This window comes from Sphingomonas caseinilytica (assembly GCF_023516455.1).
Lineage (GTDB): Bacteria > Pseudomonadota > Alphaproteobacteria > Sphingomonadales > Sphingomonadaceae > Sphingomicrobium > Sphingomicrobium caseinilyticum.
Window position 1 is genome coordinate 460,918 of record NZ_JAMGBA010000002.1, and the last position, 12,694, is coordinate 473,611.

The 12,694-nt window shown below is 61.2% G+C and carries 12 protein-coding genes; 6 read left to right on the top strand and 6 right to left on the bottom strand.

Translation table 11 applies throughout. From position 1 onward, the window contains the following. Positions 1-8 precede the first annotated feature (8 nt). The 6 genes from LZ496_RS08905 to LZ496_RS08930 all read right to left on the bottom strand — a co-directional run bounded on the left by LZ496_RS08905 (position 9) and on the right by LZ496_RS08930 (position 7,148). Positions 9-1,697 carry an ATP-binding protein gene (locus LZ496_RS08905; protein WP_249904281.1) on the bottom strand — a complete coding sequence of 563 codons (1,689 nt, stop codon included), beginning with the start codon at positions 1,695-1,697 and terminating at the stop codon, positions 9-11. A gap of 87 nt (positions 1,698-1,784) precedes the next feature. Then, entirely contained in the window at positions 1,785-2,543 is a 759-nt protein-coding gene (locus LZ496_RS08910; RefSeq protein WP_249904282.1) for a TIGR02186 family protein, read from the bottom strand. Further along, positions 2,540-3,448, bottom strand: coding sequence for a sulfite exporter TauE/SafE family protein (locus LZ496_RS08915; RefSeq protein WP_249904283.1), 909 nt, complete (start codon positions 3,446-3,448; stop codon positions 2,540-2,542). The genes LZ496_RS08910 and LZ496_RS08915 overlap by 4 nt, the downstream gene beginning before the upstream one ends. A 72-nt stretch (positions 3,449-3,520) precedes the next feature. Continuing rightward, positions 3,521-4,606: a hypothetical protein gene (locus tag LZ496_RS08920; protein ID WP_249904284.1), complete on the bottom strand. Its 1,086-nt coding sequence runs from the start codon at positions 4,604-4,606 to the stop codon at positions 3,521-3,523. After that, positions 4,603-5,979, bottom strand: a complete 1,377-nt coding sequence (locus LZ496_RS08925) for a glycosyl transferase family protein (RefSeq protein WP_249904285.1) — start codon at positions 5,977-5,979, stop codon at positions 4,603-4,605. Before LZ496_RS08925 ends, LZ496_RS08920 begins: the two co-directional genes overlap by 4 nt. 179 nt (positions 5,980-6,158) lie before the next feature. Continuing rightward, on the bottom strand, positions 6,159-7,148 hold the full coding sequence (locus LZ496_RS08930) for a phosphatase PAP2 family protein (protein WP_249904286.1): 990 nt from the start codon (positions 7,146-7,148) through the stop codon (positions 6,159-6,161). Positions 7,149-7,250: 102 nt separating this feature from the next. On the opposite strand from LZ496_RS08930, the gene LZ496_RS08935 reads away from it, so the two are divergent. From LZ496_RS08935 to LZ496_RS08960, 6 genes are all read left to right on the top strand, one after another. Then, on the top strand, positions 7,251-8,267 hold the full coding sequence (locus LZ496_RS08935) for a glycosyltransferase family 87 protein (protein ID WP_249904287.1): 1,017 nt from the start codon (positions 7,251-7,253) through the stop codon (positions 8,265-8,267). Positions 8,268-8,377: 110 nt separating this feature from the next. Continuing rightward, a complete protein-coding gene (locus LZ496_RS08940) occupies positions 8,378-9,172 on the top strand; it encodes a DUF2569 domain-containing protein (protein ID WP_249904288.1) in 795 nt (264 codons plus the stop codon). A 453-nt stretch (positions 9,173-9,625) separates the two neighbouring features. Then, positions 9,626-9,814 carry a Flp family type IVb pilin gene (locus tag LZ496_RS08945; RefSeq protein ID WP_249904289.1) on the top strand — a complete coding sequence of 63 codons (189 nt, stop codon included), beginning with the start codon at positions 9,626-9,628 and terminating at the stop codon, positions 9,812-9,814. A gap of 114 nt (positions 9,815-9,928) precedes the next feature. Further along, complete coding sequence (cpaB, locus tag LZ496_RS08950; RefSeq protein ID WP_249904290.1) at positions 9,929-10,846, top strand: Flp pilus assembly protein CpaB; 918 nt, start codon at positions 9,929-9,931, stop codon at positions 10,844-10,846. Positions 10,847-10,871: 25 nt separating this feature from the next. Further along, positions 10,872-12,422 (top strand): type II and III secretion system protein family protein, encoded by a 1,551-nt coding sequence (locus LZ496_RS08955; protein ID WP_249904291.1) that lies wholly within the window; start codon positions 10,872-10,874, stop codon positions 12,420-12,422. Further along, entirely contained in the window at positions 12,412-12,684 is a 273-nt protein-coding gene (locus LZ496_RS08960; protein WP_249904292.1) for a hypothetical protein, read from the top strand. Before LZ496_RS08955 ends, LZ496_RS08960 begins: the two co-directional genes overlap by 11 nt. The last annotated feature ends 10 nt before the right edge of the window (positions 12,685-12,694 follow it).

The window sequence follows — 12,694 nt, forward strand, 5'->3', positions numbered from 1 at the left end:
AGCCAAACCTATTTTCCGTGGCCGCGCCAGCGCTTGATGGTGCGCTGGATAATTCCTTCCTCGTCACCGGTTTCGCGCCAGCTGTTGGCGAAACTCGGATCCGACGATGCCGGACGCTTTTCCGGTTCCAGATCGTCGAAGCGGACGCGGATCGGGATTGCGACACCTTCGCCGCAGACGATGCACTCGCGGTTGCGAAGCGCCGGGATCGCATCGAGGAAACCGCGAGCGCCCTCCGGCATCGCGGCCCGCACGCAGGCCTGGTCGCGATCGTTGTTTAGACGCATGGAGATGATGGTGCCGCACTGCGACAGCACACCTTCAGCGAGATCGGACGGGCGCTGGGTGATGAGGCCGAGCGAGACGCCATATTTGCGGCCTTCCTTGGCGATACGCTCGAGGATCTTGCGAACCGCTTGCCCGCCGGAGTTTTCGTCCTTGGGCACGTAGCGGTGAGCCTCCTCGCAAACCAGCAGCAGTGGACGCTGCGCCTCGGTTCGGCTCCAGATCGCATAGTCGAACACCATGCGCGCAAGCACGGACACGACGACAGAGGTGACTTCGGACGGAACGCCCGAGACGTCGACGATGGAGATCGGCCGGCCATGGCTCGGCAGGCGGAACAGCTTGGCGACGAAGCTCGCCATTGAATCCGACACCAGCATGCCCGAGAACATGAAGGCGTAGCGCGGATCGGCACGAAGCTCGTCCAGCTTGTTCTTCAGTCGCTGATAGGGGGTTGTGTCGCCGGCGCGGTCGAGCTTGCCCATTTCTGCGACAAGGATCTGGTTCAGGTCGGTCAGCAGGTAGGGAATTGGCGAGTCCACGGTCACCTTGCCGAACTGCGCACTCTGCGTCGACTTGGTACGAGCGGCGAGCAGGCACTTGGCAAGGATGTCGGCGTCGCGCTGGCGCTCGGCACCGTCCGTCGTCAGCAGGACCTCGCAATGCTCTTCGAAATTGAGGAGCCAGTAGGGCAGCTGGAGGTTGTCGACGTTGAACAGTTCGCCGCAGCTCTTGAACGCCGCCGAATATTCCCCGTGGGGGTCGATCATCACGATGTGACCCTCTGGCGACAGCTGGGAAATGCGGTGGAGGATCAGCGCGACCGAAGTCGACTTACCGGTACCGGTCGATCCAAGAATCGCGAAATGCTTCGACAGCATCGGATCGACGTACAGCGTGCCGCGAATGTCGTCGGTCGGATAGACGGTGCCGATCTCGACGTGCGGGCTGTCATCGGCGGCGAAAATCGCCCGCATATCTTCGGTGGTAACCGGAAGGATTGCGGCGCCCGGGATCGGATACCGCGTCACACCGCGACGAAAACTGGCCAAGCTCCCATCGCTGCGCTGGCTGCCTTCACCTAGAAAGTCGACGTTTGCGATAACCGTGCCATGTTCGTCGCCGGCGCGCAGGGTACGCACGTTGGCGACCAGCCAGCTCGACCCGACTTTCACTTTCACCTGACTACCGACCTGACCCGACATTGACATCGACTGGTCGGAGTGGCTCTGCAGCTCGTTGAGCTTGTCAGCGTCCATGACGACGCGCGATCCGGAACCGGCGATTTCCAGGACCTGGCCGATCGGCGGCACCCCGGCCCTCGCTGCTGAGGCGGCTCCCTGCGCGGCATCCTGGTCCGCGTAGCTGCTCAACTCATCGAGGAACTGCTTCAGGCTCGGTTGATCGTTCATGGACGTACGCCACCCTTTTGAATCATTAAGGTTGCGTCCGGATTATCCGAGATCGGTTAAAATTGGCTTTAGGACGCCAATTTTCGGCTAGTTGCGCCGACGGAAGATCGCCGCCGCACTCCAGCCGAGCACGAGCGACAGGAGCACCGCCGCCAGGCCGTAGAGGAAGCCATGCCTCCTTGCGGTTCGCTCGACCCATCGCTCGAAGCCGGACTTGCCGATCTCGATTTCGCGCGTCGCGGCGGCGATAACCTTGCCATTGTCGACCAGGAAGGTCTCTGCGGTGTAGGTTCCGACGGGTACCTGGCTGGGGATCGAGATCCGGGCCCGATAGAGAACCCCGTCTGCAATCTCCACGCCATGCGGGTGCTCTGCATAAAGGCCCTGCCGCTTGCGTAGGTCCAGTAGTCCAGCTTCGAACCGCCGTTCCTTTTCGGGCAACGCTCCGCCGCCCGGTGAGAGCTGTAGATCCTGAAGCCCAAGCTCATAGATTGCGGCCGTTCGCTCATCGACCAGGCGGCGGACCGGTGCGGACGATGCGACCGCATAGAAGCCTGGTGCTGATCGGAAACGGTTGGAATCGGCGTTCATCCAGATGCCGGCGATCTTCTGCTTCTCGCGGACCAGGATCGGTTCGACCGGCCCCTTCAGCACGACGATGACGTCGGCCGGCTTCCGCGGCACTCGTCCGCCAGGGTAGAGGATCGCTCCGAACAGGAGCAGCTGTGCTCCAGTGAAGCTGTACCTTATCTCGATCGACCGGGCGCTGATATCCGGCACCAGCTTAGGCTCGCTCTGGGCCAGGAGAAGCGGGGCAAGGCCGAAAAGGATCAGCGCCTTCTTCACAGATACTCGATCGTGAAAATCTCGTCGGGCTGCCAGGTCAGGCCAAGCAGCATCCGCAAGGCGACCATCAGGATGATGACGGCCAGCGCCATTCGAAGAAGGTCGGGCTTCAGCCTGGTGGCGAGAACCGCGCCATATTGGGCGCCGATTACGCCGCCAACCAGCAACAGTGCCGCTAGCACAATGTCCACCGCCTGGGTGGTCATCGCATGAACCATGGTCGTCACGGCGCTAACCGCCAGGATCATGATGAGGCTGGTTCCGACCACAACGCGCGGTGCCATTCCAAGCAGGTAGATCATCGCCGGCACCAGGATGAAGCCCCCGCCGATGCCGAGCAACACGGTCATCGCGCCTGCCGCAAATCCAAGCGCCAGAGGCGCAAGCGGGGAAAGATAGAGGCCCGATGCATAGAAGCGCCAGCGCAGCGGAAGGCTCGCGATCCACCGGTTGTGGCGCGGACGCTCCTTGGGCTCGGCGACCGTTACCCAGCCGAGCGCGATCAGCGCATCCTTCAGCATCAGGCCGCCGATCCCGCCCAGCAGCAGGACATAGAGAAAGCCGATGACCAGGTCGATCTGGCCGCTGTTCTGCAGGATTCGAAACAGGCCGGCGCCGGCGAAGCTTCCCACCACGCCGCCGGCGATCATGACCAGCCCCATTTTCAGGTCGACGCCGCCGCGCCGCATATGGGCATAGACCCCCGACACGGAGGAGCCGGTGATCTGGGTGGTGGCGGATGCCACCGCCACGGTCGGCGGGATACCGTAGAAGATCAGCAAGGGCGTGGTGAGGAAGCCGCCACCGACACCGAACATTCCGGACAACAGCCCGACCAGCCCGCCCAGCGCCACGATCAGGAGCGCGTTGACCGCTAGGCCGGCGATGGGAAGATAGATGTCCATGTGGTTGCGGTGCCGACGCTAGCCGCATTTCGGCGGCAAAACCAAGGCAGGCCCGCGCATTTTCGCGGAAGGTCAGAAGTCTCCGGCCAGAGTGACCACCGCGCCCGATCCCGGCGCGGCGTTGCCGGCCACATTCAATCGATAGTCGAGATGCGCGCGCATTCGCTGGCCGACGCGCATTGAGAGGCGCGGACCGACATCCAACCGATTGATTCCGGGCTGCGCTCCGCCCCATGCCCCGATCCCCGCCGAAAGGTTTCGCCACAAGGGACGACTGACCGCTACCTGGCCGTCTACGAACCAGTCCGGATTGTTGAAATCCACCACGCCCGCTTGAACGTAACCGTCGAGTGTCGACTGCCACGGCATCGGGCGGCCATAGACACCGCCCTCCGCCAACGCGGCGAAGGCATTTCGCCCATATTGCTTGACCGCGTGCCTGCGCTCCAACGTGACCGCCACCGGCCAAGCCGCGAACGGCTGGTACCGAACCCCCAAGGCAGCCTCCGCACCGCGCTTGCTATTGACCGGCGCGCTTGATCGGAGGGTCGCGGCGATCCGGGGCGTGAAGTTCCACATCAGCCGGGCACCAGCTTCGCTCCCGCCCAGCATTCCCCGACCGGCTAGGCTGTCCGGACCGCCATGGCTGCGCATCATCGCCCAGCCCGTTACCGACAATTGCTTGAGACCGCGCGTTCGGGTGGGCGGTTCGAAGGAAGGCGTGGCCTGCACGGTCGGACGGAACGCAAGATCGGGGGCCACCCCGGGGCCAGCCATCACTTCGTGCTGAACCATATTATCGCGCGGTTGGCCCGGATATGGATTCACATAGAAGATCTGTGGCGGCTCGCTCCGCGCGGCCCCTGCGTTCACGGGCACATAAACCGGGTAAGGCACTAAGCCGGCGTTCGTCGCGTAAGCAGGATAGGGAGCGGGAGCGGCAGGGGTCGTGCCCGGCCAATATGCGCCGCCGCCCATCGCAACCGGCTGGATCGCCGGAAGCACAGTGGGCTCGATCGGCGGAAGCAAGGACGCTCGCCGCGCGGACGACGTATCGAACTCCAGTGCCTTGGCGCCGGGGACGATCCCCAGACTGATGGCGCGCACGCCTGCCCAAGCGAATATCGCCAGCCCGAGGAAACGGATCGACTTGCTCACGATGATACGACTTTTGCGGGATAGATGTGATGCGTCTTTTCCCATCGCCGCGGGCCGCCGGCCGAATGGATCATCAGCGCACGATGCGTCGCAAGGATGGCGATAACGTTCGCGACTACGGCCCGCGGCACCGATCGCAAACCTTCGCGCCATCCATGAACTAGGGCGGTGCAGCTGGCCCGCATCACGAGGCGCCAGGCAAGGATCATGGCATTGATCATCATCAATGTGCCCAGCACCGGAGAAGATGGGACCGCGACAGGTGCGCCAAGTGCCGCCGCGAATGCGATCTGCGCCCACAGGGCGGCTGCCACATAGCTCGCCAGCAACAGCATCGCGGCCAACGGTCCCTTGCGATCGCGCATCCGCATCCAGCGCTCGCCGAGCCCGCCGTTCCAGCCCAGCCGGTCCCACCCGCTGAACGCGATGCCGCCGATCCATCGCGCTTTCTGCCGGACTGCGGCATCGACCGTCGCCGGGAAATGTCCGCGGCTGGCGACGACGGCGCGACTGCCCGGCGATTCAAGCATGCGGACGAACATGGTCTTGAGCCCAATCCCGCCAAGCCGGAGGCCCAGCTCATAATCCTCGGTCATGCTTGCGCCATCGAAGGGCCGGCCATCGTGGCGTAGAGCCAGTCGCTCCAGCGCCACTCGGCCGATCGCGCAGCCGACCCCCGCCAGCGGGATCGCGGCCCCGACCGCCTCTCTAACGACCAACTCCTTGACGTGGCTTTCCGCGAACTCGTCGGCATAATGTCCGGCCACCCAGCGCGAACTACGGTCGATGAGAGGCACAACCGGAAGCTGGACGAGTGCAGCATATTCGATCAGCCGGTCGAACAGCTTTAGCTCCAGCGGATGAACCACATCTTCCGCATCGTGGAGCACGACCGCCTTCGCGGACCGGCCGATCGCCTCCTCACGGACCTGAAGCGCCGCGAACAGATGGTTCAGGCAGTCTGCTTTCGTGGTCGGTCCGTCCGCATTCACCTCGACGGCGACGACCCGCGGGTCAGCAACGCTCTGGATGGCCGCTCGCGTGCCCGGATCATTGCGATAATGGCCGACGAAGATCGTATAATCATCATGTTCGAATCGCTGGAGGCTCGCGCGCAGCATCGGCGCGATCACGGACGCCTCGTCCCAAGCCGGAACCAGCACCGCCAGCCAGCCCGGTCGAAGCGGTGTCGGCAGGCGATCAGCGAACATTCGCGGAAAGCGCGAGTAGATGACGGCCGAGCGCCAGGCCTTTCGAGCGAAGTAAATCAGATCAACGATTAAATCGTCGATAGATAATATTAAGAATCCGACAGCCGCAAAAAGTGACAGTTCTGCGCAAATTTCGATAAGCAGAAAAGAAAAAAGCGACATAACGCTAAGAGCGTTCCGTCAGGACGCCAGAATTTCCGCGCAACAATTTGCGAGTCTCCCCAGATCGCAAAGTAACCGAGCGCGCGGTTCATGTCATAATGGATCTATTTGGGCAAGAGGAGCGTGTACTCGCTTAAAAATTGCGGAGGTATCGCTCCGGGCGTTGTGTAGCATTACTACTACATTGATGCAGGGAGCGGCGACGAACGCTTCGGGCTCGCGAGGCTCGGGGAGATTCTTAGAATGTATGGCGCGAGTATCCACGCACCCAGAGCGATAAGCGAGGCGGCAATTCCATCCCAGGCATAATGCCAGCCCAGATGAACTGATCCGACAAGGATGGCCACGAAATAGATCCATCCGATCCACTGGAGGCGAGGGAAGTAGGCGCGAGCGACGAACGCGACCCACAAGGCCACGGCAACATGCATCGACGGCATTGCAGATATGCCCCCGCCTGGCTTTCCTCCGCCGGACATGTAATCCGTCCACAGATAGTCGCGTGCCGATGCAACCCAAGGCTCAATTGGCATGGCCGCAAATTGGTCGCCAAGCCCGAGATGTGAATAGAAAACCGGTCCCGCCGATGGCATCGCATATTGAAAAAGACAGCCTGTGCTGGCGGTCAGGAAATAAGCTAGCATAGCGCGAGATCTCACGCGCGAGCCGGCTGCCAGGATGACAGCAATCAAGGTCCCGAATTTTACGAATGCCCAAGTCACGTAACAGCTGTCGAGAAAGGTCGTTAACGAACCGAGTAATTCGTGGCTGACAATCCACGGGTCACGGCCGAACAGCATCCGGTCGGCCTCGGCAAGAGGCAAGTCGGCCCAAAAACCCTTCGTGAGAGGGAGCATGGTCTTCAGCCAGGTCAATGCCCCGATTTGCATACCAACCAGCACGCATCCGAGCACGATTCCGAGCATACGCGGCCAAGACTGGCGCGCGTCCACAAAGAGGCGCCTCGTAGGATGCGCTTCTCCATCCCAGGCATATCGGCCGATACGGATGAGTAGCACGGCGACAAGTATTAAGGACGATATCGTCAGTGTCGTTATGACATAAGATTTCGTTGGAATTTCGTACCGGAAGCCAACCGTAAAGCCGATCGCGAGCGCAATGACATACTCGATCGCGACAATTGCAATTGCCGGAACAACCCAATCCAAAGCGCGCCCCATCGGCGCAGCTTATCATCAATAGCTTAATTGTCAGCCATGGTTCGTATTGCTAGCCACGGAGACTCAGTGGGAGGGCGACGCAGTGACGGGATGCAGCAAAATCGCTCTGTAGCCATTCAAATATGGATCATTGGCGCATTAGCGCCGGCCGCTCTCTTTTTTGTGGGAGATTTCGGCAAACATGACTTTGCGCTGCTGTGGGCAGCTGCGAAACTGCTTCTGTCGGGAAATGCGGAGAGCATCTACAGCCCCGGCCTAGCACAGGTATTGGCGGATGGATGGGACTGGGGTGCCGCCGCCGTTTTTCCCTATCCGCCCCATGCCCTGTTCTTCTTTTTGCCCTTTGCTTTGGTCCCTTATATCCCTGCCTACCTGGTCTGGAATGCGGCGACTGCGGCATTCTTTGTCTGGACCGCGCGACCCTTCTTGCCTGAGCGGTTCCCGCCCGTTTTGACCATTCTCACGCCTGCCGCCCTGACGTGCTTCGATTTCGGACAGACCGGCTTTCTCATGGGAGGGCTGTGGTTCATGGCCTTTCGCGGCAAATGGTGGGCGGTGGCCTTCCTTACCTTCAAGCCACATCTCGGCTTCCTAAGCATATTGTCCCTGCGTGGCCGCAAATCATTGATGCTTGTGGTGGCATTGTCTCTCGCACTTGTGGTGGCCAGCGGAATATTCTTGGGTTGGCGATTATGGCCCGCATTCATTGAGCAGGCGATCGGTCACGGCGAGCGCGTCGGATCGACTAAGCGATGGTTGTTCGCCGGCGTTGCACCCGCAATGGCCTATGGCTTTGTGGGGTGGGTGCCTTTTGCCCTTGCCGGCGCGCTAATGCTCGCCCGGAAAGTGAATATCTTCACCGCCGCGACGGCGTCCTTTCTTATTTCGCCTTTCGGGTTTCACTACGACATGACTGTCGCAAGTCTTGGCTTTGGAGTGCTCATTTTCAACAGTTGGAATCGCATGCCGATGCACCACCGCATTCCCATTGCGCTTGGATTCTTATCCCCCGCAATTGCGCTAGTTGGCGCCTGGTGGATTCCGCCATTGCTGTTGTGGTCGCTTTGGACCCAGATCAAATATGATTTTGAACCTCCATCCCGTTGATCTCGTCGCAGATCGACCACAGCCTACGCGAAATCGAATCCGGACTATGGAACGACATAGGCGTTAAAACCTTTACTCTGCGGTAACGATGTTTCGCTTACTAAGCGCCCATGACAATGAATCCGATCGAACAGGCCGTCCAACCTATCCAGCAGAAACTGCGCGCCAAGTCGGCGTCGCTTCTGATGTCGATCGAAGGTGGGCTTCCCCGCATCATGACCCTGTGGTTGGCGCTGGCGATGGCCGGCTGCACTATCCGCATCATCGCCAGCCCGCTGAAGACCGCTCCCGACCTCTCGACAATCATGCCATATGTGCTGCTGGTCGGTGCGCCGTTGCTGTCGATGGCGCTGGCTCTCTATTGGTTCCGCGCGGGCGACCAACTACCGCAGCCGGTCTACCGGCTGGCGATTGCCGGTCGCTGGAGAAACGTAAACGCAGCCGAAGCACGCAGCCACCCGCTATATGGCAGCAGCGGCATCATGGTGTCCTTGCTGGTTGGCATGCTCTTGAACGTCCCCGTGCGATCATTGGAGTATCTAGCTGCGATGCCGGCGCTCGCAGGCCCTGTACCAGAGTGGCTCTCGACGTTGCGGCTGATGATGACCTTGGACGTGGTCCTGCTCAGCAGTCTATACACCATCGCCTTTGTCGCCGCGCTGCGCCGGGTCCCACTGTTTCCGCGTCTGCTCGTTGCAATTTGGGCGATCGATATCGCCATGCAGCTTGGGATTGCCCAGGCGGTCGCGGGCACTGGCGGTCTGCCAACGAACGTAGCCAATGCGCTGCACACGCTTCTCGACGGGAACGTCAAGAAAGTGATGATCAGCGTATGCCTCTGGCTACCCTATCTTCTCCTGTCCAAGCGGGTGAACATCACCTTCCGTAATCGCGTCGAAGCTTAGGATTGGAGCTTTAGGTTAAGCGCCTGCGACTCGGTGCGACTCGGCGTCGATCTGTGGAAAACTTCACGGGATGCCTGTCGGTGCGCGACCCTTAACTTTCGATAATAGGGCAAATGGGGCGCAGACTCTGTCCCCAATTGGAACGGAGCGCGGCGCAAAAGAGCCTGCACCTTCATTTGCTCGCATTCACACAATTGTTGGTTTTCTGCCAAAAATCCGGCGAATCTTGTTATCAAATAAATTAACGGGAATTAAATTCGCATGCTTGACAAAAAGTTAAGGAAGGCAGAGCGTTGCCCTAGTCGAGCGGCCGGGGGGCCGTTGTAAATGACTGCGGGGGCAAGCGAATTTTCGCATGGCTTCCTATAGTCTGAATTGAGTGCCGCCCCCTTAGGCGTGAGACGTCCCGACCGGTCGCAGTGGACCGGGGGGCTATTTGTAAGGGGACGGACAATGAAGAACTTCATCAACATGCTTCGCAACAAGCGCGGTGCTTCGGCCGCCGAATATGCGCTGATCCTCGCCATTATCGGCGCGGTCATCGCGATTGCCGCTCTGGGCCTTGCTGACTCGATCGGCAGCGCCATGAACGATACCGCAAGCTGTATTGCTGATCCGGTTTCGTCGAACACGAAGTGCTAAATGCCTTGGAGCGGCCCCGTTTTCTGCGGGGCCGCTCCTAGTTTTTATTTGGGCGTTAGGACAGCGCCCGAAATAGTGTAGAGTAACCACCTGCTCTTGCGGGGGAGCCAAGAGATGAAGCGCCAGACGATCATCGCATTGGGTGTTGCGATCATTTTGGGGTTGGTCGCAGTCTTTGTTGCAAACGCCTATATTAGCGGACGGGAGCGGCAAATGGAGGCCGCGACGCCGACCATGACCCGGATCGCGGTCGCTTCGCTTCCATTGGCCTATGGCACGGAAGTGACGCCGGACAAGGTCAAGTTCGTGCCCTATCCAGCCGCAAGCCTGCCTCCGGGCACCTACAAGACAATTGCTGAGCTCTTGCCGCAGGGTAAGCGCCGCGTGGCGCTCCGGCCGATCCAGCCCAACCAGCCGCTTCTGGCCACGGATCTTTCCGGCGAAGGCCAGAATGCCTCGATAGCAGCTCTGCTACCGGACGGCATGCGGGCCGCGACGGTTCGCATCAATGACGTTTCCGGGGTTGCCGGATTCGTGAAGCCAAACGACACGGTCGATGTGCTGATTACGCGCCAGCCACTTACGCCCGACGGTTCAGGCCAGCAGGTTACCGATGTGCTTCTGCAAAATGTGCGTGTCATCGCCATGGGTTCGGACGCTGTCGGTGCGGACGGGCAGCCAAGTCCGACCAATTCGACCACGCTGGAGGTCACTCCGGTAGACGCACAGAAGTTGGTCCTGGGCCAGCAATTAGGCCAGTTGAGCCTCGCGCTAAGGAAGCCGGGCGTCGAGCAGAACATACCGGTCGTCGAGACGGTCAGCTTGAATGACCTGCGCTATGAACTTTATGGCGCGAAGCCGGCAGCCGCGCCATCACCGGAACGTAAAGCCCAGGTCGCCCGGCTGACCCAGCCGCGCCGTGCTCCGCCGGTTCGCCGCGCAGTCGCGCCGGCGCCGCCGTCGACCAATACCATCAGCGTTACCAGGGGTGTGGAAACCAAGGATTATGAGGTGGGGGGCTATGCTCAATAGGGGGATCAGGGGGGCCGCGCTTGGCGTGGCCATAGCCATCGCGGCGGCAGCTTTCGGCGCCGCTGTGCCGGCCAATGCCCAGGTCGCTGTCAGCGAGGCTGACGAGATCCGGGCGGGCGAACTTGCGGTTCCGCTCAACAAGAGCCAGGTACTGCGCACCGACCGGGCGTTCGCCAAAGCGCTTATCGGCAATCCGGAAATTGCCGACGTCCTGCCGCTCAGCGATCGCTCCCTCTACGTGCTTGGCAAGAAGATGGGCACGACCAGCCTCACGCTCTACGACCGCAACAATATGCTGATCGCGGTCGTCGACGTCGCAGTCGGGCCGGACGTCATCGGCCTCAAGCGCCAGTTGTCCGAGCTCATCCCAGGCGACGGCGTTGGAGCGCGCATCTCCAATGATTCCATCATTCTCGAAGGCATGGTGAGCTCCGCGCCCGCCGCGGACCGCGCGGTGCAGCTGGCCGAAACCTATGCCCCGGGCAAGGTCGTCAATCTCATGTCGATCGGTTCGGCCCAGCAGGTGATGCTGGAAGTCCGCTTCTCGGAGATCAAGCGCGGCGCGCTAAAGGATCTCGGCTTTTCGATGTTCGTCCAGGGCGGCGGTACCCACGGCTTCAACAGCGCGTTCGGTAACGGTGCTACGCTCAGCGGGGACGGCGGCGAGACGACGACGACCGTAACCGATCCGGTGACCGGCGCGATCACAAGCACTACGTCGCCCAATCCGCCGGTGCTCGGCCTTAGCGCAATCACCAGCGCGTTCGGCATCCTGACGCGCAACTTCAACATCTTCGGTCTCGATGTTCAGGCGGCATTGAACGCGCTCGAAACCAGGGGCGCGATCACCACCTTGGCCGAACCGACCCTGGTGGCCCTGTCGGGCGAAACCGCCAGCTTCCTGGCCGGCGGCGAGTTCCCGGTTCCCGTCGCGCAGAGCGGCGGCAGCTCGACCGGCATTTCCAACAACACCGCCATCACTGTCGAGTTCAAGCCCTTTGGTGTCAGCCTGGCATTCACCCCGACGGTGCTTGCCGACGGCGTCATCAACATTGAGGTGGCGCCCGAAGTCAGTGCTATCGACGTCAGTTCATCGATTGTCGTCGGCGGCCTTCGTATTCCGGGGCTGTCGACCCGCCGCGCCCGCACGACGGTCGAACTTCGCGATGGCGAAAGCTTTGCCATGGCCGGCCTCATCCGCCGCGACTTCAAGGACACGGTGAATCAGTTCCCCGTCCTGGGATCGATCCCGATCATCGGCAGTCTGTTCCGTTCGACCAACTTCCAGAACGAAGAAACCGAGCTCGTCATCATTGTCACGCCGCGGCTGGTGAAGCCCGTCCGTGCAGCGGCAATGAAAGTGCCGACCGATCGCGCCACGCCGCCGAACGAGGCCGACTTCTTCCTGCTCGGCAGGACGGACGGCGCGGTCGGCGTCAACCCGCTGGCACCGACGCAGCCGTCGCCGGTCGGCCGGCCGATCGGCGCACCGGCGCCGGTTGATGGAGCTCCTCCGGGAGGCATGGCGACACTCGATCCGAGCCGTTTGGAAAAGGATTATGGCCATGCGCTTTAATGCCAAGCAGATACTGTTCGCAGCACTGCCGGTAATGGCCTTGGCGGGATGCGCACCTGTCGATCCCGGTCTGGGCGAAGCCGTTCGCTACGACATGGCGATCCAGACGGTGAATCCAGACCCCGTCTATCCGGAAGATGGTGCGCAACCGGGCGACAGTGGCGAGAAGGGTGCAAAGGCAGTCAAGGCCTATCGGACCGGCGAAACCAAGGATTTGAAGATACAGAGCAGCACTAGCGCCAGCGGCGGTGGGCCTCAGTAAGGATGATGCG